Annotated in this window: 24 protein-coding genes; 15 read left to right on the top strand and 9 right to left on the bottom strand. The window is 61.7% G+C overall.

Annotated features, from left to right (window positions below):
- Nucleotides 1-23 precede the first annotated feature (23 nt).
- From DOM58_RS07045 to tal, 3 genes are all read left to right on the top strand, one after another.
- Nucleotides 24-1499, top strand: coding sequence for a mannitol dehydrogenase family protein (locus DOM58_RS07045; protein WP_110692295.1), 1476 nt, complete (start codon nt 24-26; stop codon nt 1497-1499).
- 84 nt (nt 1500-1583) lie between these two features.
- Nucleotides 1584-3071, top strand: coding sequence for a xylulokinase (xylB, locus tag DOM58_RS07040; protein WP_110692294.1), 1488 nt, complete (start codon nt 1584-1586; stop codon nt 3069-3071).
- A 402-nt stretch (nt 3072-3473) separates the two neighbouring features.
- Nucleotides 3474-4430, top strand: coding sequence for a transaldolase (gene tal, locus DOM58_RS07035; protein ID WP_075563326.1), 957 nt, complete (start codon nt 3474-3476; stop codon nt 4428-4430).
- Between the two features lie 229 nt (nt 4431-4659).
- Here tal and DOM58_RS07030 read toward each other — a convergent pair whose 3' ends face one another.
- From DOM58_RS07030 to DOM58_RS07005, 6 genes are all read right to left on the bottom strand, one after another.
- Nucleotides 4660-5652 carry an LLM class flavin-dependent oxidoreductase gene (locus DOM58_RS07030; protein WP_075563325.1) on the bottom strand — a complete coding sequence of 331 codons (993 nt, stop codon included), beginning with the start codon at nt 5650-5652 and terminating at the stop codon, nt 4660-4662.
- Between the two features lie 148 nt (nt 5653-5800).
- The gene (locus DOM58_RS07025; RefSeq protein WP_223162144.1) at nt 5801-6505 is read right to left on the bottom strand and encodes a tetratricopeptide repeat protein; all 705 of its coding nucleotides are present in this window, start codon (nt 6503-6505) and stop codon (nt 5801-5803) included.
- 19 nt (nt 6506-6524) lie between these two features.
- Nucleotides 6525-7322 carry an SDR family oxidoreductase gene (locus DOM58_RS07020; RefSeq protein ID WP_110692293.1) on the bottom strand — a complete coding sequence of 266 codons (798 nt, stop codon included), beginning with the start codon at nt 7320-7322 and terminating at the stop codon, nt 6525-6527.
- Nucleotides 7309-8004 carry an iron-containing redox enzyme family protein gene (locus DOM58_RS07015; RefSeq protein WP_110692292.1) on the bottom strand — a complete coding sequence of 232 codons (696 nt, stop codon included), beginning with the start codon at nt 8002-8004 and terminating at the stop codon, nt 7309-7311. The genes DOM58_RS07020 and DOM58_RS07015 overlap by 14 nt, the downstream gene beginning before the upstream one ends.
- Nucleotides 8005-8035: 31 nt before the next feature.
- Nucleotides 8036-9538: an AMP-binding protein gene (locus DOM58_RS07010; RefSeq protein WP_110692291.1), complete on the bottom strand. Its 1503-nt coding sequence runs from the start codon at nt 9536-9538 to the stop codon at nt 8036-8038.
- Nucleotides 9531-10178, bottom strand: coding sequence for a thermostable hemolysin (locus DOM58_RS07005; RefSeq protein ID WP_110692290.1), 648 nt, complete (start codon nt 10176-10178; stop codon nt 9531-9533). Before DOM58_RS07005 ends, DOM58_RS07010 begins: the two co-directional genes overlap by 8 nt.
- Before the next feature lie 199 nt (nt 10179-10377).
- On the opposite strand from DOM58_RS07005, the gene DOM58_RS07000 reads away from it, so the two are divergent.
- The gene (locus tag DOM58_RS07000; protein ID WP_075563319.1) at nt 10378-12012 is read left to right on the top strand and encodes a BCCT family transporter; all 1635 of its coding nucleotides are present in this window, start codon (nt 10378-10380) and stop codon (nt 12010-12012) included.
- A gap of 227 nt (nt 12013-12239) precedes the next feature.
- Nucleotides 12240-12413, top strand: a complete 174-nt coding sequence (locus tag DOM58_RS17575) for a hypothetical protein (protein ID WP_168170669.1) — start codon at nt 12240-12242, stop codon at nt 12411-12413.
- A gap of 43 nt (nt 12414-12456) precedes the next feature.
- On the opposite strand, the gene DOM58_RS06995 is transcribed toward DOM58_RS17575, so the two are convergent.
- Nucleotides 12457-13134 (bottom strand): GntR family transcriptional regulator, encoded by a 678-nt coding sequence (locus DOM58_RS06995; RefSeq protein ID WP_110692289.1) that lies wholly within the window; start codon nt 13132-13134, stop codon nt 12457-12459.
- A 212-nt stretch (nt 13135-13346) separates the two neighbouring features.
- Between DOM58_RS06995 and DOM58_RS06990 the strand changes: the two genes are divergently transcribed.
- The 4 genes from DOM58_RS06990 to madM all read left to right on the top strand — a co-directional run bounded on the left by DOM58_RS06990 (nt 13347) and on the right by madM (nt 17669).
- Nucleotides 13347-14711, top strand: coding sequence for a malonyl-CoA decarboxylase (locus DOM58_RS06990; protein WP_245392187.1), 1365 nt, complete (start codon nt 13347-13349; stop codon nt 14709-14711).
- 36 nt (nt 14712-14747) lie between these two features.
- Nucleotides 14748-16286: a malonate--CoA ligase gene (locus DOM58_RS06985; protein ID WP_110692288.1), complete on the top strand. Its 1539-nt coding sequence runs from the start codon at nt 14748-14750 to the stop codon at nt 16284-16286.
- Nucleotides 16287-16491: 205 nt separating this feature from the next.
- Nucleotides 16492-16893 carry a malonate transporter subunit MadL gene (gene madL / locus DOM58_RS06980; RefSeq protein WP_110692287.1) on the top strand — a complete coding sequence of 134 codons (402 nt, stop codon included), beginning with the start codon at nt 16492-16494 and terminating at the stop codon, nt 16891-16893.
- Nucleotides 16894-16907: 14 nt separating this feature from the next.
- Nucleotides 16908-17669, top strand: coding sequence for a malonate transporter subunit MadM (gene madM, locus DOM58_RS06975; RefSeq protein ID WP_075563314.1), 762 nt, complete (start codon nt 16908-16910; stop codon nt 17667-17669).
- A 123-nt stretch (nt 17670-17792) separates the two neighbouring features.
- Here madM and DOM58_RS06970 read toward each other — a convergent pair whose 3' ends face one another.
- Together DOM58_RS06970 and DOM58_RS06965 are read right to left on the bottom strand one after the other, a co-directional pair.
- Complete coding sequence (locus tag DOM58_RS06970) at nt 17793-19145, bottom strand: GGDEF domain-containing protein (RefSeq protein WP_188113788.1); 1353 nt, start codon at nt 19143-19145, stop codon at nt 17793-17795.
- A gap of 76 nt (nt 19146-19221) precedes the next feature.
- Nucleotides 19222-19998 carry an EAL domain-containing protein gene (locus DOM58_RS06965; protein ID WP_075563313.1) on the bottom strand — a complete coding sequence of 259 codons (777 nt, stop codon included), beginning with the start codon at nt 19996-19998 and terminating at the stop codon, nt 19222-19224.
- Between the two features lie 205 nt (nt 19999-20203).
- Here DOM58_RS06965 and DOM58_RS06960 point away from each other — a divergent pair, with 205 nt between their 5' ends.
- The 6 genes from DOM58_RS06960 (at nt 20204) to DOM58_RS06935 (ending at nt 23998) form a co-directional block, all read left to right on the top strand.
- Nucleotides 20204-20902 (top strand): extensin-like domain-containing protein, encoded by a 699-nt coding sequence (locus tag DOM58_RS06960; protein WP_110692355.1) that lies wholly within the window; start codon nt 20204-20206, stop codon nt 20900-20902.
- Between the two features lie 255 nt (nt 20903-21157).
- Nucleotides 21158-21781: a YbhB/YbcL family Raf kinase inhibitor-like protein gene (locus DOM58_RS06955; RefSeq protein WP_110692285.1), complete on the top strand. Its 624-nt coding sequence runs from the start codon at nt 21158-21160 to the stop codon at nt 21779-21781.
- A 6-nt stretch (nt 21782-21787) separates the two neighbouring features.
- The gene (locus tag DOM58_RS06950) at nt 21788-22060 is read left to right on the top strand and encodes a DUF3253 domain-containing protein (RefSeq protein WP_110692284.1); all 273 of its coding nucleotides are present in this window, start codon (nt 21788-21790) and stop codon (nt 22058-22060) included.
- The gene (locus tag DOM58_RS06945) at nt 22050-22574 is read left to right on the top strand and encodes a retropepsin-like aspartic protease family protein (protein WP_110692283.1); all 525 of its coding nucleotides are present in this window, start codon (nt 22050-22052) and stop codon (nt 22572-22574) included. The genes DOM58_RS06950 and DOM58_RS06945 overlap by 11 nt, the downstream gene beginning before the upstream one ends.
- Before the next feature lie 213 nt (nt 22575-22787).
- Nucleotides 22788-23327 carry a carboxypeptidase-like regulatory domain-containing protein gene (locus DOM58_RS06940; RefSeq protein ID WP_110692282.1) on the top strand — a complete coding sequence of 180 codons (540 nt, stop codon included), beginning with the start codon at nt 22788-22790 and terminating at the stop codon, nt 23325-23327.
- Between the two features lie 23 nt (nt 23328-23350).
- Nucleotides 23351-23998 (top strand): glutathione S-transferase family protein, encoded by a 648-nt coding sequence (locus tag DOM58_RS06935; protein ID WP_110692281.1) that lies wholly within the window; start codon nt 23351-23353, stop codon nt 23996-23998.
- Nucleotides 23999-24292: the final 294 nt, after the last annotated feature.

Here is a 24292-nt window from a genome sequence, read left to right as displayed (position 1 = left end):
AGTGACTTTTCAGGAGACAACCTATGCCATCGCTGAATTCGGCGGCCCTCGGCCAGCTCGAGAATACCGTCGCCAAGCCGTCCTACGATCGCAGTCGGGTCACGCCGGGTATCGTCCACTTCGGCGTCGGCGGCTTTCATCGCGCTCATCAGGCGATGTATCTCGATGATCTGATGAATCGAGGCGAAGCGCTGGACTGGGGTATCGTCGGGGTCGGCGTGATGCCCGGCGATCGTCGCATGCAGGCGGCGCTCTCCGCTCAGGATCATCTCTATACCCTGGTGATCAAGCATCCCGAGGGCGAGTACCAGGCGCGGGTCATCGGCTCGATCATCGACTATCGCTATGCGCCGGACGATATCGAAGGAACGCTGGAATTGTTGGCAGACCCCAAGATCCGCATCGTGTCGCTGACGGTGACCGAAGGGGGCTACAACTTTCACCATGTCACCGGCGAGTTCGACCTCGGAAACGCGGATGTCGAACACGATCTGGCCTCGCCGAAGACCCCCAGAACCACTTTCGGGATCGTCGCCGAGGCGTTGGCGCGTCGGCGGGAGCGCGGCATCGAGCCATTCACGGTGATGTCCTGCGACAACATTCAGGGTAACGGCGAAGTCGCCCACAAGATGTTCGTGGCCTATGCCAGAGCGCGGGACGCGGAACTCGGTGACTGGATCGATGCCAACGTGCATTTTCCCAACTCGATGGTCGATCGCATCACGCCGGTGACCACCGAGGCGGACATCGAAGAGATTCACCAGCGCTTCGGTATCGAGGATCGCTGGCCAGTGGTCTGCGAGCCCTTCACCCAATGGGTGCTGGAGGACCATTTCAACGCTGGCCGTCCTGCCTACGATCAGGTCGGCGTGCAGCTGGTCGAAGATGTCATGCCCTACGAGCTGATGAAGCTACGTCTGCTCAACGCCAGCCATCAGGCGCTGACCTACTTCGGCTATCTGGCCGGCTACCGCTATGCTCATGAAGTGTGTCAGGACCCGCTGTTCGTCGACTTCCTGCTCGATTACATGAACCGCGAGGGCACGCCGACCCTGCGGCCGGTGCCGGGCGTCGATCTCGACGATTACAAGCACACGCTGATCGCGCGTTTTGCCAATCCGGAGATCAAGGACACCCTGGCGCGGCTGTGTGCCGAAAGCTCGGATCGCATCCCCAAATGGCTGCTGCCGGTGATTCGCGAGCAGTTGGCACAGGGCGGCGAGATTCATCGCAGCGCGGCGGTCGTCGCCAGCTGGGCGCGCTATGCCGAGGGCGCCGACGAGCAGGGCGAATCGATCGTGGTCGTCGATCGTCTGAAAGACGAGCTGACGGCGATCGCCAAACGTAACCGCGACGAACCGACCGCCTTCATCGAGAATCGTCAGCTGTTCGGCGATCTGGCCGACGACGAGCGTTTCCGCGCGGCCTATCTCGATGCACTCGAAAGGCTTTATCGCGACGGCGCGCGAGCCTGTATCGAGCATCTCGTGGCGCATTGACGTCAGCGGGTGACGAATTGAGGTCGGCGTTCGCGCCGGCCGCGCAAGCGATACGAAATCGGAACTGATCAAGGGATGGACGCGATGTATATCGGCGTGGATTGTGGCACGCAGAGCACCAAGGTCGTGGTGGTCGATGGTGACGACGGACGCATCGTTGGTGAAGCTTCTCGTCCCCACCAGCTGGAACAGGGCGACCACGGCCGACGGGAACAGCGTGTCGAGGAGTGGACCGAGGCCTTTCGCGGCGCCCTCGAAGAGGCGCTGAGCGATGCCGGCGTGAAGGCGGACACGATCCGGGCCATCGGTATTTCCGGCCAACAGCACGGCATGGTGGCGCTGGATGGCGATGGCGCGCCGCTACATCCGGCCAAGCTCTGGAACGATACCGAGACTGCCGATTGGAACGCGCGACTGATCGAGCAGCTCGGTGGCGAACAGGGCTGCATCGACAAGCTCGGACTGGTACTGCAGACCGGTTATACCGCCTCCAAGATTGCCTGGCTGCGCGAAACCCATCCTGACGCCTATCGGAAAATCGCCACGCTGCTGCTGCCGCACGACTATCTCAACTTCTGGCTGACCGGCGAGCGGGTGGCCGAGCCAGGCGATGCATCCGGCACCGGTTATTTCGATACGCGAGCGCGAACCTGGCGGCGAGACGTGTTCGACATCATCGCCCCCGAGCTCGATTTCGACACGGTGCTGCCGAGACTGATCGATTCCCGCGAGGCAGTGGGAAAGGTGCGCCCAGAGCTGGCCCGCGAGCTGGGGCTGAGTGATGACGTGCTCGTCTCCAGCGGCGGTGGCGACAACATGATGGGAGCCATCGGCACCGGCAATATCGAGCCGGGGCGGGTCACGATCAGTCTGGGGACTTCCGGCACCATCGCCGTTCATTCCTCCGATCCGGTGGTGCCGGACAACGCCATGGTAGCGAACTTCTGCGCCAGTCACAGCGGCTGGCTGCCGTTGATCTGCACCATGAACGTCACCTCGGCCACGACCACGCTGCGGGAGCTGGTCGGGCTGGACATCGACGGCTTCAATCGTGCCGTCGCCAAGGCCGAGCCGGGGGCGGGTGGCATCACTTTGCTGCCGTTCTTCAGTGGCGAACGGGTGCCGGCGTTGCCCCAGGCGCAGGCGAGCATGAGCGGCCTGACCAGCTTCAACACCACCCCGGAAAATCTGTGCCGTGCCGCTGTCGAAAGCGCCACCTTCGGGCTGCGTTATGGGCTCGAACTGCTGGGCCCGTTGGCCAGTCAGGCAACTCAGGTGCGGCTCGTTGGCGGCGGGGCCAAAAGCCCGGTGTGGCGCCAGATCGTGGCCGATGTGCTCGATGTCGAGGTGGTCTGTCCCCAGGTCACCGAGGCCGCGGCTTTCGGCGGGGCGATCCAGGCACGCTGGTGCGATGACCGTGAGTCCGAAGTGGCATTGGATACGCTCTGCCGGGATTGGGTGCGCCTGGATGAATCCACGCTGACTCGGCCACAGCCGGAAACCGTCGCCTGCTATGATGATATCTATCGCCGCTACCGCGAGGCGCTGAGCCGCGAGCACGGTATCGCTTGAGTCTTCGGTATCCTTCCGGGGGCGGCTCTCGTATCGCCCGACGGCCGCGACCGTATCGCCGGTTGACCGCCACCGCGTCGTCAGTGGGCAGCGATGCTGTCGCCCGAAAACAGCTGCCTCAAGGCTTGAAATCGCGCTTTGTTCCCCCATTGATAGTGGACAGGAGAAGGCGTTGCCGATGGGGGCGATATTGACCGGCAGTAACATTCTTGCCGTCGCCTATTCGTCGCTTATTTTCAGTTCGGGCCTTAAGTATCATCATTCTGATTGTGTGATGCGGCCTCACGTCAAAGAGTGCGCGGAACGCGGTCAAGTCACGGTGATAGCTACGCATCGGTGTTATGCTTTCAGAATTAGGATTGCGAAGGGATGCAATCACACGCTACGACGATGGAGTGACTCATGACGCAGCAACTCGACTCTCTCAAGCAACTTTCCATGGTAGTCGCCGATACCGGCGATCTGGATGCCATCCGCCGCTATCAGCCGCATGACGCGACTACCAATCCCTCTCTGATTCTCAAGGCCTTCGATCTCGAGGGCTATCAGGCGTTGATCGACGAGACATTGACCGCGGTGAAGTCGGAAGTGTCCGATGCCGACGCACGCGTCGAGGACGCGGTTGATCGTCTTTGCGTGGCGATCGGCACCGAGATCACCAAGATCATTCCGGGTCGCGTCTCCACCGAAGTGGCCGCCAAGCTCTCCTTCGACGAGGAAGCCAGCTTCGAGAAGGCCCACCATCTGATCAAACTGTACGAGAAGCAGGGCGTCTCCAAGGACCGCGTGCTGATCAAGCTCGCCTCCACTTGGGAAGGCATTCGCGCTGCCGAAAGGCTCGAGAAGGAAGGCATCAAGTGCAATCTGACGCTGCTCTTCTCCGATGCCCAGGCGCGCGCCTGTTTCGAAGCCGGCGTCTATCTGATCTCTCCCTTCGTCGGCCGCGTCACCGACTGGTACAAGAAATCCACCGGTACCGAATCCTACGCGCCGGACGAGGATCCGGGCGTCAAGTTCGTCCGAGGTGTGTGCGACTACGCCAGCCAGTACGGTTACAAGACGGTGGTCATGGGCGCCAGCTTCCGCAACACCGATCAGATTCTGGCGCTGGCCGGCTGTAATCGCCTGACCATTTCGCCGGCGCTGCTCGAGGAACTCTCCTCGGCGGAAGGGGACGTGACGCGCAAGATCACCGACGAGGGTAGCGGCACCGAGCGCCTCGATCCGATCGGTGAAGCGCAGTTCCGCTGGGAGCACAACGAGGACGCCATGGCGACCGAAAAGCTGGCCGAAGGCATCCGTACCTTCGCCGCCGACCAGAAGAAGCTGGAAGGTCTGCTGGCCAAGCGTTTGGGTTGATAGCCCTTGGGCTGACTTCTCATCGCTGCCTCAAAATGAAAACACCCGGCCATGTGCCGGGTGTTTTTTCGTGGGTAGTTAGGATTCGTCTGATTCGCGGGCGGAGAGGTCCTGGCGCGCCTCGCGCGACATCCATGTCGCGCGACCCGGCTTGGCGCTTCTCACCCCGCGCGGTCTTGGAGACGCCGGGAGGCAAATTCTAGCCTCTAGATCTACGACTGTTCGGCAATCAGGCCTTCCATACGTCTGCCAGAATCTCGTAGGACTTCACCCGTTCGGCGTGATCAAAACAGTCGGTGTTGACCATGATTTCGTCGGCGCCGGTCTGCTCGAGCAGGTCGTCCAGTTGTTGGCGTACGCTCTCCGGCCCGCCGACCACGGCGGCCCCCAGATTCTGCGAGACCATGGCCCGTTCCTGCGGCGACCAGTCGAGATTCTCTACCGGTGGCAGGGTGCGCGTGCTCTTGCCGCGAATCAGATTGAGAAATTTCTGCTGCTGCGTGGTGGCCAGAAAGCGGGCGCGCTCGTCGGTGTCGGCGGCGACCAGCGGAATCCCGATCATGGCGTGGGGCTTGTCGAGTACACCCGGCTGGAAACCTTCGCGATAGAGATGCAGCGCCTCGACCATGTAGCCCGGCGCGAACTGCCCAGCGAACGCGAAAGGCAGACCGAGCCTGGCCGCGAGCTGGGCACTATAGCCGCTGGAGCCGAGCAGCCAGATGGGCACGTGGGTGCCCTCACCGGGAATGGCGCGCACGCGCTGGCCGGGTACGGTATCACCCAGATAGCGGCGTAGTTCATCGAGACGGTCGGGGAAATCGTTGACGCCGGCGCGTGGGTCGCGGCGCATGGCCTGCATGGTGATGCCGTCGGACCCCGGCGCGCGGCCCAGGCCGAGATCGATCCGATCCGGGTAGAGCGTGGCCAGGGTGCCGAACTGCTCGGCGATCGCCAGCGGCGGATGGTTGGGCAGCATGATGCCGCCGCTGCCGATGCGTAGCGTCGAGGTAGCGCCCGCAATGTGACCGATCAACACGCTGGTCGCCGCGCTGGCGATCCCATCGATGTTGTGATGCTCGGCCAGCCAGTAACGGTTGTAGCCAAGGCGTTCGGTCTGCTGGGCCAGGTCGACGCTGTGACGGAAGGTCTCCGCCGCAGTACCGTCGCGCGTGATCGGTGCCAGGTCCAGCACCGAGAGAGGAATATCGGCAAGTCGTGACATGAGCGTTCCCATCGAGAAGTGAGTGAGCGCTAGTTAGCGCCCTCATAATCCCTATCATGAGGGCGCCAGAGACGAATGCAACCGATTCCACCGCCGCCGACCTTTACGCTACTTCCGGGTTGGTCGGACCTCCGAACGAGGCGTGCGCCTAGATCTCTTTCAGCAGAGCCTGAATGTCCTGACGACGCCCGGCATCGGCCGTTTCCCTGCCGGGGCGCGGCGCTGCTGCCATGGCGTTCTCGATCGCCTGGCGGGCCTGCGCATCGTCGCCCTGATCGTGGAGGAAGTCTGCCCAGAAGTAGTTGCTGTCGATCCCGTCGGGATTGAGGCTCAAACCTTTCTGCAGCAGCTGTCGCGCCTTGTCGTCGTCACCGAAGCTGATGGGCCAGCCGGGCACCTGGTGATAGAGCGTACCCAGGCTAGTGTACGCCGAGCCGCTCAGCGTCGTCGGATCGATCGACAGCGCCTGCTCGAACTCGGCTCGGGCCTCCTTGACCTGCGATAGGGCGCTTAGACCGCCCTCCGCGCCTGCCTGAGAGCCACGAATGATACCCGCCCAGGTGTGTAGTTCTGCACTTTTGGGTTGTGCTTTAAGTAGAGCCTGAGCGCGCTGATAGAGCTGCTCGAAGGCATCGGCACGTCGCGCTTCCGGCGTCTGGTACTGAATGTTGGCCCAGCGGCTCTGGAGTTCATGCAGGCCCGCGGCGGCCGGCGCTGCCGAGTCTGCGGTCGATGCCGAAGCCGTCAAAGGCTGTGCCGCCAACGCCATGGGGCTGTCGGTAAGCGCCATCCCAGCCGTCGTGGCGAGAACCATGGCGAGAACCATGGCCTTCAAAGAGTGGTGTTCTGTCATGGTGATCTCCCTGTGCGAGTCAGGACGACGTGGAAGGACGACGCGCATGCTGCTGGATCGTTGGAAGCTGCTTTTTGAGCGCGCGATCGACGAGGCCGGGCAGAATGCCGTTCAGCTTGACCAGCAGGCACTCCGGCCAGCCAAGCTGTCGATCACGAGCATGCTTCTCGATGCCGCGGATGACGCTAGCGGCGACGTGAGCGGGTTCGTCCACGTGGTTGCCCAGCGCGGTGTTGAGGGCATCGGCGCGGTCACTGTTCATGCCCGTGCGGGTGGCACGAGGCGAGATATGCAGCACCTGGATCGGCGTATCGGCTAGCTCTCGACGCAAGGCTTGACTGAATCCGCGCAAGGCGAACTTGGTCGTGCAGTAGGCGGTATAGCCCGGGTGGCCAATCGCACCGAAAGCAGATCCGAGGTTGACGATCCAGGCGCTATTTTCGTGCAGCAGTCGCGGTAGCAGCGCCTGAGTGAGGAGCAGGGTGGCTGTTACGTTGAGATCCACCATCGACAAGATCGCCGCCGGAGACTGCTCGTCGAAGAGGCCGAAATGATTCACCCCGGCGGCGTTGATCAGCATGTCGACCCGTGCATCATCGGCGGCCTCGACGACCCTGCGACGCTCATCTAGCGCTGTCAGGTTGGCGGTGAGCGCACGAATGCGCTCGGGCGCCAGTGTCGTCAGTTCTTTCAGCACGCTGGCGTTGCGCCCCACGATCAGTAGCCGCGCGCCGCGCTGGGCCAGCAGTGACACGAGTTCCCGTCCGATGCCGCCACTGGCGCCCGTGACTAGGATGCGGCGATCAGACCAGCGCATGGCTCAGGCCCTCATGGCTGGCGACGTCATCGGCATCCCGCTGAAGATTGCGGAACATGGCACCGTAGAGGCGATAGACCATGTTGGCGGAATCGATGATGGCCTGCAGGTCGGCGGGGTCTTCGAGCCGGTTGATCTGCTCCTCGAAGAACGCCAGATGTCCGATATCGAGGCTGCCGTGGGATTCGAGGTAGCGAAAGGCGTTGGCCGGGAGTCCGGCACCGTCGCGCATCTGCTCGGCGGCTTGGGTGGCGATGGCGGTACTGGTGCCTTCCAGCACGTGCACCATGCCGAAGAAGCCGACCGGGTTGTCGTAGGCTATGACATCACGGATGTAGCGCACCATCAATTCGGTAGCCGGCGCGGGTGTGGCACTGGCGACGGCATCGGCATCGCCCCCAATGGCGCGAATATCGTCCAGAATCCATTCCTGGTGGCCGTACTCTTCCTCAATGTATTCCACCAGCGCGCCACGCAACCATTCGAGACGAGCCGGCAGGCGCGCCCCGCAGGCCATCATCAGCGGCACCGTCTGCTTGACGTGGTGATAGGCCTGTTCCAGAAACGCGAGATAGATGTCCCGCGTGATGTTGCCTTCCAGCGCCCGGCGAATGACCGGCGTGTCGAGCAGCCATTGGCGATGACTGGCAGTGGCTTGTTGCAGTTTTTCATAGTGGGACATGATGTCGTCTCCTGAGACGTAAGCGGATGTCTTACACATCCGCTGATGGAAAGACCGGGCTCGTAAGCCAGGTGTGGTAATGGTTGGCCAACGCGTCACGGCGCAGCCGGCCGTTGGCGGTTGCTAGACCGTTTTGTGCAGTAAAGGGGGCGCTGCGTTGCCACAGGGAGACGCGCGCGTAATCGGGCAATCGGGCGTTGGCTCGCGCCACGGCGTCTTCGATTTGGCGATCGTTGACCCAGTCGCCTCGCGGCACCAACAGGGCACGATTGAAGGACTGCGCTTCACCGCTCACCCAGGCCTGGGCAAGCGCGGGTTCGGCGGTCAATTCAGCCTCGACCCAGGCCGGATCGACATTGCGGCCGTAGGCGGTGATGAAGACCTGGCGATGACGTCCCTTGAGCCTCAGGTCATCGCCATCCCATTCACCTAGATCGCCCGTGGGCCAGACCGTCGGTGCCGGGCCGCTGTCACCCAGGTAGCCCAGCATCACATTGCCCCGAACCAGCACCTCGCCATCTTCGGACAGGCTTACCTCTGCATGAGGCAATGGTCTGCCCACGCTGCCGGGTCGATGTTCACTGGGACGAGCTTCGCCGGGACGATTGAGTGTGACGACGGACGCGCACTCGGAAAGACCGTATCCTTCGAACACCGGCCAGCCAGCGGCTTCCGCGCGCGCCAGGAGCGTGGGCGACACCGTGGCCCCGCCGACGGCGAAGAAACGGCCAAAGCCGATGGGCGCATCGCCTTGCTGGGTGAGTAACGCCGAAAGCAGTTGCGGCACCAGAATGAGACTGTCCGGCGCGTGCTCGGTAATGACCTGCCAGCCGAGGGCGCTATCGAAACCACTTGCGCCCAGCCAGCCCAGTGTCCCCAAGGAGGGCAGTGTGACGCTGCCGCCGAGCCATAGTGGGGCGTAGATGCCACCGATGTTTTCTAGCAGCGTCGCCAGTGGGAGTATTGCCAGGTGTCGGCGCACGTCGACGCTAGCGGCGATCTCGGCGAGACTCTCGGCGACGACGAGCTGGTTGTCGCTACTCAGGCAGACGCCTTTGGGCGTGCCGCTGGTGCCCGAGGTGAAGGTGATCTTGTGCGTGCCTTCGGGTAACGCTGGGAGTGACGAGACAACGCGGCGCTGCCAGAGCGTGGCGTCTTTGGTGTTCGTGGAGCCGCTGGTGTCTGTGATAGCCTCGAAGCCCAATGCCGTCGCCACGGACGGCGTCCCGATCAGCGTATCCAGACCTGCCTGATCGACCACGTGGGCTAGCTGTGACGGCGCAAAAAATCCGGGTAGCGGCACGCTGACGATGGCCTCCTGCATCATCGCGAGATCCCACAGTACCCAGTCGACGCCATTATCGAGGGCCAATCCGACACGCTGACTACCGAGTTGACGTAGCTGGTGTGCGCGGGATTCGACAAGCACCATCAGTTCGCCGTAATTGATCGACTGGGTCTCGTCCTCCAGGGCGACACGGTTCTCGTCGGTCTTCCCCAGCGTCCACAAATGGTCCAGAAAGCGCTCACGCATGATTGATATCCTTGTGAAGCGGGGCAGCGGCTGGCACGGTGTTGATGATCGTGCGGTCGCCATCCGGGGCGAGGCGATGCCAAGCGGCAAGCAAGTCGCCACCCATGACCCAGGGGCGGTGCAGGTAATAATTGCCCCAGTCGCCTTGCGCGGTACCCAAGCGGGTCGGGTCGGCCGCCGCGAGACGATGGACGTCGAGGCCAAGGCGTCGAAATCCATTGCGAACGGTTGCCGTTGCGGTGAATGCCAGCCACCGGCACTCCTCGGCGACGAGAGAGGCAATCAGTGCGCGAATCAGCGGGACCGTCATGCCAGGTCGACGAGCGGCCAGATTGCCGATTTCCGCCAATGCCATGCGATCGACCTGCGTCTCCAGAACGTCGGAGAGGGCCTGCTCGATCGGCGTTTCCAGGTAGTGCTCGAGAAAGAGCGGGGATGGGTCGGCTCGACGGACGCCGACAGCAGCCTGCAGTTGATCTTGCTCCCACAGCCCGTAGAGACGCGGTGCGAAATGGGCGATCGACGCGCCATGCTGCTGCCGGTAGGTATCCGCGATGAAGTGCTCGAGCGTGGCTCGCTCCTGACCGTCCCGACTTTCGCGCCAGATGATGTTCGCCGCTGGGGCAGATAAACCCGACATCGATAGCCCTCCACCAAATATGATGAGGGCGAGGTTGAGGCACAAAGGCTTAACGAAGACTTACGTCGAGGGAGTTTTCGTATGGCATCCCGTTGACTCGCCAAAGGCACCGAGGTAGACCCTGAGCGGCCGCAGAGAGTAGAGGCTTCGTCTACACTGTTGGCGTTAGAGGAAATCAGCACAATCAAAAGGGGACAACATGCCCAAATTCGGCAAGCAAGGGGTATTCATCGTCTCGGCGATGGTGATAGCGGCAATCGTGGCCGTCGGTGCCATTTTTCCAACGGGATTTGGAAATGTCGCTAACGCCGCATTGGGCGCTACCACGCACTATTTCGGGTGGTTCTATCTGATCTCCGTTTTCGGGTTCGTGATTTTTCTGGTGGGTCTGGCGTTCAGCAAATACGGCAAAATTCGTCTGGGACCGCAGGATAGCAAACCCACCTATGGTTTCTTCTCCTGGATAAGCATGCTGTTGGCGGCAGGGTTCGGTGTCGGCCTGGTGTTCTACGGGATGGCGGAGCCGATGACCCATTACATGACGCCACCCTACGGCGATGTGGAACCGGAATCCGCCGAATCGGCGCGCTATGCGATTCAGTACGCGTTCTTCAACTGGGGTATCCACCAGTGGGCCGCGTTTTCTGTGGTTGGCTTGATCATCGCCTATTACCAGTTCCGTAAGGGGCAGGCGGGCATGGTGTCCAACGTACTGTCGTCGGTAACGGCCAAGCGCCCGAAACTGCGCCGGCTCGGGCCGATCCTCGATATCTTCGCCGTCGTCGCCACCGTGATGGGGGTGGCCACATCAATCGGCTTGGCGGTCCTGCAGATCAATGGCGGTCTGCACTCGGTGTTCAATGTGCCCGAGAACATGATGTGGCAATTCATCATCATGGGAGCGATGTTCATCTGCTACATGCTCTCGGCGACATCGGGCCTGGACAAGGGGATCAAGAATCTTTCCAACCTCAATCTGATCATCTGCTTCGCGCTGATGTTCTACATTCTGTTCACCGGACCCACGGTCGCGATTCTCGAGACCATCACTTTGGGTATCGGCGATTACCTGCAGAATTTCATCGGCATGAGCCTGCGGATGTCACCGTATGATGACAGTCAGTGGGCATCCAATTGGACCATTTTCTACTGGGCCTGGGTCATTGCCTGGTCGCCGTTCGTGGGCACCTTCGTGGCCCGAATTTCGCGTGGTCGTACCATCAAGCAGTATGTGTTCGGCGTGCTGGTCGTACCGCCGCTGCTGGCCTGTCTGTGGATTGGCGTGTTCGGTGGCGCCGCCATTCAGATGGAAATGAACAGCGATGCGGGCCTCGCTCAGGCGACCTCGGACAACATCACTTCGGCGCTGTTTCAGATGTTCGATCTGATGCCGTTCTCGAATGTGTTGTCGATCGTGGCTCTCTGTCTGATTTTCATCTTCCTGGTGACATCTGCGGATTCCGCCACCTATATCGTGTCGCAGATGACCGATAACGGCTCGCTCAATCCGCCGCTGATGAAGCGGATCATCTGGGGGGTGCTGATCGCGGCGATCTGCCTGACGTTGCTCTCGGCCGGTGGTGAAAGCGGCTTGAAAGGGTTGCAGTCGGCCTCGGTGCTGGCCGCGTTGCCGTTCACGTTCATTCTCTATGGGATGATATTCGTGACGCTGAAAGAGCTGCGCGCCGATCGCAAGGCGATGTTGACCGCGCTCTATCGTAAGCACAGCGACACGCCGGTGGGCGCCGACGCCTTCGAAGCCGAAGAGTTGGCGGACGAAGACCGTTATCGCCGCGCGCCCGATGTCAAAAATCGTCGTATCAACCCGCGCTGATCGATAGCGCCGATCGATAGCGTTGTGGACTACGGCCCCGATCCGGACAGGATCGGGGCCGTTTTTCGTTGGCGGGGAATTCCCTGGCGCATCGAGCATTGGCCAGTGGCATGACAACGGCTCTCGATGACAGAGGTGGAGAAATTTATCGAAGCCGCTTAATTTAATACTCAATTCGAGAGGCGTGACGCCGTTAACACGATCATGACCCACTGCGGAGCTTGCCCATGCCCCCGGCCACGAAGTCTTCCCGCCAGCTCTCTCACGGGGCGACTCGGCGTGCGCCGACGCCCCCCGACGCTCGGATTGATCGCTGGCTCAATCTGGTGGTCAGTCTCTCCGTCATCACGGCGCTGATCGTCGGCAGCGTCGCGCTGATGGTGACGCTACTCTTCCACTGATTCTCGTCTTCGACTGCCGCGGCCGAAACCATGCGCTCGCGGGTCAGGCGCCGTTCTGGCGCTGGGCTTGCAGACGCTGCATGGAGGCGACCAGGTCATTGAATCGTTCTCCCTGAACCTGCACGTGGTGCTTGATGGCCGTCTCGGCGGCCTCGGCATCGCCCTGTACCAGCGCCGCCATGATGGCTTCATGCTCGTCGAAACTGCTGGCAACGCGCCCGCGAGCGTGCAGTTGCAGGCGTCGATAGGGTTTCAGAATGGCGTGAAGCCGCGCGGCCTCCCCGGTCAGGAACTGGTTGTGACTGGCCTGATAGATCAGATGGTGGAAAGTGCCATTTTCATAGTAGTAACCGTCGGCGTCGCCGGCGGTCATGCACTGCCGGCAGGCCGTCTGAGCACGCTGCAACGCTGCCAGCTCTTCGGATGTCGCACGTCGCGCCGCCAGCCTTGCGCACATGCCCTCCAGTTCCGCCATCACTTCGAAGCGCTCGACCAGCTCGGTCACGCTCAACTGGGCGACAAAAGTCCCGCGCTTGGGCAAGACACGCACCATCCCCGATGCCGCGAGCTGCTGCAGCGCCTCCCGAATCGGGGTGCGTGAGCATTCGTACTCGCGCGCCAGCGCTTCCGGATCCAGTTTGTCCCCCGGGGCGAAGTGACCGTCGACAATGGCATCCTCGAGCAGGTCGCGAAGTCGCTGGGCATGCGGGGTGCGAGCCATATTAGACTTTCTCCTAGGTTGACACCCGATGACCGGGGCGTGACTGTTATATATAACAGAGCGATGACATGTATGTTAACCGCCGGTTTCGAAATGTCTCGTTGGTTTCGAAACCAAGGCTTAGCGGCTGGACCGCCTCGCTCCGTTCAACGCTCGCCAGCGTCGCTTTACGTCGCTGGTGAAGTCATAGCCACAGACCCGAGAGGGCCGGCATGAACGTCAACATGAATTTCCTCCAGGACCTGCTATCCAGCATCGGTCGCCGAACACGGGGTCAGTACCTCACGGGGACCGGCTCCGGCAAGGCAGCCAGTAGCCTGGCGAGATTGACCTCGGTATGCGAGACGCTGATGCACCCCGGTGGCGAGGCTTCCCAGATTCTGATAGCCCAGGAAGCGCTGGAACGCTATGCCTCGCTCGACGAAGCGGACCGTATCGCCTTCTTCCAGTTACTGGGCGAGCGCTACGCCGCCGAGCCCGAGGCCATCCACCAAGCTTACGCGGCCTACCGCGTCGACGAGGACAACGCGAGTCTGCAGCAGCTGTTTGCAGCGTGTGAGCCACGACGCCAACACCTGCTGCGCCGGCTGAATCTCTGCCCTGGCGGGACTTATGAATTGGTCAAGATGCGCGCGGATCTGTTGCGCTGCCTCAAGACCCATCCCGAACTGGCGCCCTTGGATGCCGACTTCGGGCATCTCTTTGCCTCCTGGTTCAACCGTGGCTTCCTGGTGCTGGAGAGCATCGACTGGAACACGCCGGCGGCGGTGCTCGAGAAGATCATTCACTACGAGGCGGTCCACGCGATCGGTGACTGGTCGGATCTGCGCCGCCGTCTCGATCCCGGCGATCGTCACTGCTATGCCTTCTTTCATCCGGCGACCGGCGACGAGCCGCTGATTTTCGTCGAAGTGGCCCTGTGCCGCGGCATCCCCAACAGCATCCAGATGATTCTCGAAGGGGGCGACGAGGTGCGTCCGGAAGAGGCCGATACGGCCGCCTTCTACAGCATCAGCAACTGTCAGGCCGGCCTGCGCGGGATCTCCTTCGGCAACTTCCTGATCAAGCAGGTGGTGCAGGAGCTCAAGCGCGAGCTGCCCAATCTCGAGAAATTCGTGACGCTGTCGCCGGTACCCGGGTTCGCCAAGTGGCTGGCGACCGAGCGCGAGAGCGGGGCGTGTCAACTGACGGACGAGACCGCCGCCAGTATCGACGGCGGCCGCTGGTTAGAGGATGCCAAGTCGCGCGACAAGCTGACACCCGAGCTTCGCGGTCTGGCGGCGCACTATCTGATCGACGTCAAACGCGACAGCGGCATGCCGATGGACCCGGTAGCCCGCTTCCATCTGGGTAATGGCGCCAGTCTGCATCGGCTCAACTGGCCGGGGGACACGTCCGAGAACGGACGCCGTCAGTCCCACGGTCTGATGGTCAATTACCTCTACGAACTCGATCGCATCGAGCAGAATCACGAAGCGTTCAGCCGCGAGGGCACGGTGGTCTGCACCAGCGAGATCCGCCGGGAAGCCAAACAAGGTCGTTCACGCTGCCGCCATGGCTCGCGAACCGACGCCTGACCGGCCATGACCGTTTATCAAAGCAGGAGTGGTGGAATGAATCAGAATCTTTATCTGCAATTCTCGGGCAATTTCGAGCGCCACCCGGACAAGGTGTTGATCGACACGCCGAGCGGCGAACGGTATCGCTATCGCGACGTGCTAGCTACCTCGCGGCGCATGGCAAAGGTGCTGCGCGAGAGCGGCGTGGAGCCGGGCGATCGTGTCGTGGTTCAGGTCGAAAAGAGTCCGCAGGCGATCATGCTCTACCTTGCCTGCCTGCAGACAGGGGCCGTCTATCTGCCGCTCAACACGGCCTATACCGAAGCTGAAGTCGAGTATTTCCTTACCGACGCCGAGCCCCGGATCTATGTGTGTCGGCCCGAGGATCTCGAGATCGCACAGCGGCTGGTCGAGCGTTGCGGCGTGGCAGTCGTCGAAAGCCTGGGCGCCGATGTCGATGGTTCATTGATGGAACGGGTCGGCAACGCCGAGGAGGATTCTCGTCTCGCCGAACTCGAAGCCAATGACCTGGCCTCGATCCTGTATACGTCCGGCACCACCGGGCGTTCCAAGGGTGCGATGCTGAGCCACGGCAATCTTGCCGCCAACAGCCAGGCGCTGGCGCAGACCTGGCAATTCACGGCTGACGATCATCTGCTGCACGCGCTGCCGATTTTCCATACTCATGGGCTGTTCGTGGCGTGCAACATCGTTCTGACCGTCGGCGCCTCGATGACTTTCATGCCCAAGCTCGATGCCGACCAGCTGCTGGACCTGATGCCGCGGGCGACGACGCTGATGGGGGTGCCGACGTTCTACACCCGGCTGCTGACCAGCCCGCGTCTGAACAGGGAGACGACCGCCAACATGCGACTGTTCGTCTCCGGTTCCGCGCCGCTGCTGGCCGAGACCCACCACGAATTTCACGAGCGTACCGGCCACGCCATTCTCGAACGCTACGGCATGACCGAAACCAACATGAACACGTCGAATCCCTACGACGGCGAGCGCCGCCCGGGCACTGTCGGCTTCGCCCTGCCGGGTAGCGAAGTGCGGATCACCGAGCGCGAGAGCGGCAAGACGCTGGCGGCGGGGGAGACCGGTCTGGTGGAAGTTCGCGGGCCCAACGTCTTTCAGGGTTACTGGCGAATGCCGGAAAAGACCGCTTCGGAATTCCGGGAAGACGGCTTCTTCATTACCGGTGATCTCGGTCTGATCGATGACGATGGCTACCTGCACATCGTTGGGCGCGACAAGGATCTGGTGATCTCCGGTGGCTACAACGTCTACCCCAAGGAGGTCGAACAGTGGATCGACGAACTGCCCCAGGTGGTGGAGTCGGCGGTCATCGGCGTGGCACACCCCGATCTTGGCGAGGGAGTGACGGCGGCAGTGGTGGTCAAGCCCGGCGAATCACTCGACGAAGCTCAGGTGCTGGCGGCGCTCAAGGATAAGGTCGCGCGCTACAAGCAGCCCAAGCGGGTATTCTTCATCGATAGCCTGCCACGCAATGTCATGGGCAAGGTCCAGAAGAACGCGCTGCGGGAGCGCTATGCCGATATCTATACCGGCGCAGAAACGGCGCGCCCGTAAGCGTTGCCGAACGCTTTTCACCCTTGCCGCGTGGGTAACGCGGCATGGCGGTCACCGTGCGGTAGACGGTGCTCGTCTCGAGACACGCCAGGCTCATTCGACCGAGCCATCCATGACGACGTCCTAAAGCAAAGCGCCATCACGAGGCTTCATAAAACGACGTCCCATTAAAACGCGCTATAACAATACCCAAGAGGTGATGACGATGGTGATCTACGGTGTAGCACTCCTGGCCGGCTGCATGCTGGCGGGGCTAATCATCGGCGACGTGCTCGGCCAGTTGCTGGGAATCGATTCCAATCTGGGCGGGGTGGGTATCGCCATGCTGCTGCTGATCTTCGTGACCGGCTGTCTCAAGGACCGCGACAAGCTGCCGGAAACGACGGAGAGCGGCATCAACTTCTGGAATGCGATGTACATTCCGATCGTGGTGGCCATGGCGGCGAGTCAGAACGTGGCGGCGGCATTCAGCGGCGGCATGGTGGCGATCCTGGCCGGCGTGCTCTCGGTCGTGCTGGGGTTGGCGCTGGTTCCGGTACTGACCGGCAAGAAGACCGATGACGCGAGCCCGCTCGAGTCGACCCCCACTGCCCCTAGCGGCCATTGAGCGAGATTGCCGACATGAACGATTCCATTGTCTCTCTGGTCGACAAATATCACCTGATCGCGGCTTTCGCGGTGATCGGTCTCACCATGTACGTGGCCTACTGGCTCAGTCGCCATCTGACGGCGGGGCGTCTGCACGGTTCCGCCATCGCGATCATCATCGGCCTGGTACTTGCCTACATCGGCGGCGTGTCCACCGGCGGTAGCAAGGGGCTTTCGGATGTCACGCTGTTTTCCGGGCTCGGGCTGATGGGCGGCGGCATGTTGCGGGATCTGGCGATCATCGCCACCGCCTACGGTGTCCGGCTTCACGAAATCAAGAAGGCTGGCCTTCGCGGCGTGATCGCGTTGTTTCTCGGCGTTCTCGTCTCGTTCGTGGCCGGTGCTGCCGTGGCGATCGGTTTCGGCTATACCGACCCGGTCGACATCACCACCATCGCGGCGGGCGCAGTGACCTACATCGTCGGGCCGGTCACCGGGGCCACGCTGGGGGCGAGCTCGGAAGTGATCGCGCTGTCGATCGCTGCCGGTCTGGTCAAGTCGATTCTGACCATGATCGCGACCCCGATGACCGCAAAACTGATCGGGCTGGACAACCCGCGCTCGGCGATGATCTTCGGTGGCTTGATCGGCACGACCAGCGGCGTTGCTGCAGGCCTGGCGGCGACCGATGCGCGACTGGTGCCTTACGGCGCAATGACGGCGACGTTCTATACCGGGCTGGGCATCCTGCTGGCACCGACCGTGCTGTTTCTGGCCGTGCGAACGATCTTCTAGATCGGGGCGATCTTCCCGGAGTCGTCCCCAGCGCTTTCTCATGGGCCTGGCCGATCGCCAGGCCGAGCGAACGGCGATGCAGTCGAGATTAGCGAGATGGCCGGCCAGAGGCTGGCCGTCACGTTAGAGCGACGAAAATGCCTGATTGCAACACTGCCCGGGCCGGGAGACACAAATCGGCGCGATGGCGACGCAGCCGCGGCCGGCAGACTTGGCCTGATAGAGCGCCTGATCGATCTCTTCGAGCAATCCCTTCGACGTCTGATGATGATGCTCGCCGACGCCGGCGGAGAAGCTTATCCGAAGATCGTAGGGGCTCAGCGGGTGGTCGTGAAGTTGCTCGATGAGGCGGTTCAACGTGGTCTGCGCCGCGAACCGGTCGATGCCGGGCAGAATCATCAGGAACTCTTCACCTCCCCAGCGAATGAAGGTGTCGCTTGCGCGCAGCAACTCGACCACGAGACGGCTGAAGTCCGTCAGGATGGTGTCGCCGACAGGGTGACCATACTGATCGTTGATCTCCTTGAAATAGTCAAGATCGAGCATGGCGACGGAGACTTTCTCGCCGTAGCGCTGACTGCGTTCCAGCGTCTGTTCCAGCAGTTCGAGGCCGAAACGGCGATTGTGCAGTCCCGTCAGGTCATCGCGCGTTGCCAGGTACTCGAGACGTCGGTTCTTCTGCTCCAGCCGACGTTCGAGATTGCGTCGCTCGGTGATATCGACGAGAAAGGCGATGTGCTGTGGGCGGCCGAGGTCGTCATGGTTGATCGTATCCTCGATGATGACGGTCCGGGTCGATCCATCCCGCAACAGAACCTCCACCGCGCGACGCTGATTCAGCGCATCGGGAAAACTGGCAGCGTGATACTGGTCGGCGGCTGGGCGATGCTGCTCGGGCAACAGCTTGCGGAAATGGGCATTGAGCAGCTCGCTCTCCGTATAGCCGAAGAACCGGCAAAAAGCGCGGTTGACCAGGCGCAGATAGCCCTCGACATCGATGACGCACACGCCCATGGGCAGATTCCCCAGCATCTGGTGCAGTTGGGGCTCGGCCTGGGGCAGCAGACTGGGAGTGGCATCGCTGTCGGCCTCGGTAATCTCGCCGACGGCAATCAGGACATGGCGCCGGTGGTCGCCGTCGGCGGGGGCATCCAGTGGCGAAATCTTGAGCTTGACGGCTCGCAGTGGCTTCCGGCTTTGACGGAGATGAAAGTATTGCCACTGAGGCGAGGCGTGTGAATCGTCCTCAAGCATCGCTGGATGTCGGGCGCCGGTTGCCGGACATCGCCGGGCATCCAGCCAATGCCAGGGGTCGGCTGTGGGGAAACTGTCACCTATCGATAATAGACGTCTCGCTGTCTCGTTGGCATCGACCAGCAACGGCACATCCTCATCGATCCGATAGATCAATGCGGCGATGTTGAGCGTGTCCAGCCCGTCAGCGGTGGATGAAGCATCCACCGACTGGCGGGGCAACCGATTTTTCGAAGCAACCATAAGCTAGGATACCGAGGTTCATACGGTGAGAAGAGTAGCCAGACGCGTCGGATCGTTAGCGTTCACCCCGGGCCAACGCGAAGCGCGAATCGGGGCAAGTAGGTAGTTGTCCTGCGATCGGTCTGGCAAACCAGTATCCCTGCTGCCTCGCAATACCATGCTGATAGAGCCAGCGAGCTTCTTCTATTGTTTCGACGCCCTCGGCGATCAGCGTAATACCGAGCTGATGGGCCAGGGTGACGATGTGTTCGACGATTCGTTGTTGTCTTGGTGCTACCTGTATATGGCTGATCAGTTGGCGGTCGATTTTTAGCACGTCGGGCGAGATATCGATCAGCAGATCGAGATTGGCGTGACCGGTGCCGAAATCGTCCAGCGCCGTTTTCATTCCCATTGCCCGATAGCTGTCCACGATGTTCTGGAGATGGCGACGGTCCGCGACGCTTTCGGATTCGGTAATCTCGAAGCAGAGTCTGCTGACCGGCCAGCCGACGCGTTCTGCAGCCTTCAGGGTCGCCTGAATACAGGCTTGCGGCTCGTAGACGGCATTGGGGAGGAAATTGATCGACAGCATGCCGACGGCGCCCAGCTCGTGGGCCAGTTCGATCGCCTTGACACGGCATGCCTGATCGAAGCGATAGAGTGTCGTGGCGTCGACTCTGGCCAGAATCGAGGCGGCCGACTCCCCGCCAGGGCCTCTGACGAGCGCTTCATAGCCATAGACATGGCCTTGGGCGATATCGACGAGTGGCTGAAAAGCCATGGTGAAATCGAAGTCCAGCGGCGCATCACAGCGTCCGCAGAGGTTCTCGTGTCTGGCGCAGCCCGGCATTGCTGTCCTCCTTGACGACATGCGCGGTAGTGACGACGTTGCCAGAGATGCGATGCTGATATTCTCGGCAAGCTAACCAAGCTTAGATCACTTGATCGGAATCGAATAGCAGTGATTTAGCGGAAACGTGTGAATGTCGCTGTCAGTCTTCGTCTCGATTGACGGGTTCGACGTCTGGAACGCATTTATCGGCCCTTGGGAACCTATGAAACCTTCCTGGAGCACCATGTTCTGTCTGCTGGCGATTGCCGTCGGTGTCGCTTTCGACAAGGGGGTCTGGCAGATCCCGCGAGAGTGGAATCCCTTCGCGCCGCTAGCGATAGAGGACCCCGTCACACCGATGACACGCTGGAAGCTCAAGCGTTTGGCCGGCGATCGCGAGGCTTGCCTCGCCGCTCTCGAGACCGCGCCAGCAATCTCTTTCACACCGCTCGACGACTATACGCCGACGGCGGGCTGTCCCCTGACAAACGTGGTTCGGCTATCGAGCACGCAGGTGGCATTCAGTTCGAGCTTCGTCGCAAGCTGCCCTTTGGCATTGGCATGGACGATGTACGAGCAGCACGAGTTACAGCCGCTGGCCGAGCGACTGCTCGGCTCGCGTGTCTCGAGCGTTCAGCACTACGGCTCTTTCGCCTGCCGCAATATATACCATCGCGAGAACGCCCGGCGCAGCGAACACGCCACGGCCTCGGCACTCGATGTCGCAGGGTTACGATTAGAGAATGGGCGGGCCATCAGTGTGCTCGACGACTGGGATGACGTCGGCACGCAGGGTGAGTTTCTGCACCAGGCGAAAGCCGGCGCCTGTCACTATTTCGGGACCACCTTGGGGCCGGACTACAACGCCGCTCACGCCAACCATTTTCATCTCGGCATGCGCGGCGTGTCGTTCTGCCGCTAGCCTGGGCGTCGGCGGCGTACCGCAATCACGATGTCAGTGACTGACAGATCGCCGGTTTTCTACTGACGCCGATGGTGCCAACGATTTCCGGATCATGACAAACGATTTCCGAATCATGACAAAAGGCGCGCGGCCACCTAAGGTTGTCGATAAATTCCATGACGATCTTGCCGACACGGGTGTCGATTGCGGGGCCCACGTCGTTGTCACCGTAATCATCGATTTTCCGTTTTACCTGCAGCCAAGGAGAAGCTCATGCGTTTGACCGTCAAAGGTATCGAGGAAGGCCAGCCGATCCCGGCACTGTTCGCTTTTGCCATCCCCGACCCCGACCAGCACATGCGTCTGGGTGACAATCGCAATCCGGAAGTGCGCTGGCTGGACGCCCCGCAGGGGACACAGAGTTTCGTTATGCTGATAACCGATCCGGACGTGCCGGGCGTAGCGGACGACGTCAATCAGGAAGGCAAGACGCTGACCGCGAGTCTGCCGCGCGTCGATTTCTATCATTGGGTGCTGATCGATATTCCTGCCGAGGTCAATCTGATCGAGGAAGGCGAGATGGCCGATGGCGTCGTCCCCAAGGGCAAGGCGCCGGGGCAGACCGCCAAAGGCGTCAGCGGCATCAACGGTTACACCGGATTCATGGCCGGCGATCCGGACATGGCTGGCGTCTACGGCGGCTACGATGGGCCTTGCCCGCCGTGGAACGACGAGGTCGTTCATCGTTACACCTTTGCCGTGTTCGCGCTGGATATTCCCACCCTCGGGCTGGCGGGCGAATTTACCGGCGAGCAGGTGCGCGAGGCGATGGAGGGGCATGTTCTGGCCGAGTCCAGCATCACAGCGACCTATACGCTCAATCCGGATCTGCGCTGATTCGTCATGACTTCAGCCACGGATTCGGCGGCGCTGAGTCGCGCGATACTGTCGATGGCGGCGTCGCGCGGCTCGGGCAAGACCTTCTGCCCCTCCGAGGTGGCGCGCCAACTGTCAGACGACTGGCGCCCGTTGATGGTCGGCGTACGCGACTGCGCGCGTGAGCTGGCCCAGGCCGGGTATCTTCGGGTCAGCCAGAAGGGCCGGACACTATCGCCCGACTTGCCCTGGCAGGGACCGATACGCCTGCAGCTGAAGGCTCGCCCGAATGGGAGATGATGGCCGCGGCGTGCGTCGTACCGGCGTCGGCATGATGGTGGTGTTCTGGGTCCTGCTGCTGTTGCTGGCCGGGTGGTGGTTTCGGGGCGTAGAGCAGCGTCGCAACGACCCCAACGCCGGTCTTGCTACCGCAACGTCGATCGAACAGCCCCCGGTCACATTGAAGCGCAATGCTCGCGGGCACTTCGTGGCGCCGGGCGAGATCGACGGTCATGCCGTCACGCTGCTGATCGATACCGGCGCCACCTACGTTTCGCTCTCCCGGTCGCTGGCCCGCGCCCTGGAGATTGAGCCCGGTCCGGAAGCCATGTTCAGCACCGCCAACGGTCGTGTCAGCGGCCATCTGACAGCGCTCGATAGCGTTAGGCTCGGGGGGTTGGAAGCACGTGGTGTCGCCGGATCGATCCATGCCGGGATCGATGACGATGTCGTGTTGCTCGGCATGAGCTTTCTCGATCGCTTCGATATCAGGATAAGCGGCGACCGGATGATCATCGGTCCGCCCGAATCGTGAGCGGTCAGCGCAACCGGCGTCGGGATGCCACCCCGCGGATGCGCTGGCCCGGGGATGCACTGGCCCGCGGGTGCGCTGGGCTGGATAGGAAACGGGTTGCGAACTCGTTGCCCGATTGGACGGGTGAGCGATTGAGTCACGATTCGAGTGCAGGACCAAAAGAGGACGAGTCGTCGAGATGACGGGTCGTGATGAATTCTCAGGGAGACATCGATGATGGCGGGAAATCTGTGGCGGGGGGCCTTGGCGCTGGCGGTGACACTGATCCTGGCAGGCTGTGAGAGTTTTTCCACGGGATCGTTGCAAATGCCGGACATCTTCGATCGTTCCGGCAGCGACGAAGTCGTGGTGAAGCGTCAGATTCCCTTTCCGGCGGAGGAGTATGCCCGGCTCGAGAAGACCGGCACATCGGCCGTGCAAGGGCGTTTGACCTATACAACATCAGATGGCCAGACTTTGGTGGGTGGCGGCGAGACGGTATCCGTGGCGCCGGCCACGCGCTATGCGGCCGAGGCTGCCGATGTGGCGCTTTCGGGGCGCAAGATCGAACCGGCCGATCCGCGCGCTCGGGAATACACCCACTATGCCAAGACCGATGGCAACGGGTATTTCGTCGTCAGAGGCATTCCGGCGGGCGTGTTCTACGTCGCCGGAAGCGTACTACTACCCGGTGGCGAGTCGCGTAGCCCGATCATCATCAAGCAGATTGAACTCGGCAAGGGGCAGACGCGGGACGTGGACCTGAGCCGCTGAATCCAACGACAGGGAGTCGAATCGTGCTGACCATCTGGGGAAGGCGTAGCTCGTACAACGTGCAGAAGGTGCTGTGGCTGGCCGACGAACTGGCGCTCGATTACGTTCATCGACCGGCAGGCGGTGAGGATGGGGGACTGGAATCGGCGGAATTTCTGGCGCTGAATCCCAACGGTCGAATTCCCGTGATCCAGGACGGCGAGACCGTGGTCTGGGAGACCCATTCGATCCTGCGCTATCTTGCCGCTGCCCATCGCAATGACGATTTCCGGCGCAAGACGCCTGCCGCTCAGTCAGAGGCCGATCGCTGGCTTGACTGGTCGCTTTCCGAACTGGAGCCCGCTTTTTTCGGCGGCGTGTTCTGGGGATTCTATCGGACTCCGGGCGACCAGCATGACGATGCCGCCATCGAGCGTTCTCTGGCACGGTGCGACCGTCTTTATCGGCGGCTCGACAGCCACTTGGCGGACACGCCATTTCTCGGTGGCGAACGTCTAGGGCTGGCCGATATTCCGGCCGGGGCCACGCTCTACCGCTATTTCGAACTCGAGATTCCTCGACCGCCGCTGCCTAACATCGAAGCGTGGTATCAGCGACTGCAGGCACGGCCTGCCTATCAGCGCCATGTGATGCGGCCATTCGGCGAACTGTATGGGCGCCTGGCTTACTGAGAAGCAGAGCGATGGCGCGAGCCGATGTGTCCGCGGCAGTCAGTCGATCTCGCCGGTGTCTCGTCTGAATTTACCCATGACTGGCGTAGACCATTGGCGATACGGGGTTACAAAGGGAACAATTCGGGTATGATGCTGTGTAACCCGCTACGCTTCTCCGACTCGCGTGGCGTGAATTACCGTTTCCATAAGCCTGTTTTCAAGCAGACTGAAGCAGTTGCAGCTAGTGATATTGCCCGGCTTTCGACGCTGGCTTTACCGGCAACTGACCCATAATAAATGAACATCATGGTA

It is taken from the genome of Salinicola halophyticus (genome assembly GCF_003206695.1).
Lineage (GTDB): Bacteria > Pseudomonadota > Gammaproteobacteria > Pseudomonadales > Halomonadaceae > Salinicola > Salinicola halophyticus.
The sequence above is the reverse complement of the archived record's forward strand: the minus strand, read 5'-3'. Positions and strand labels throughout refer to the sequence as shown.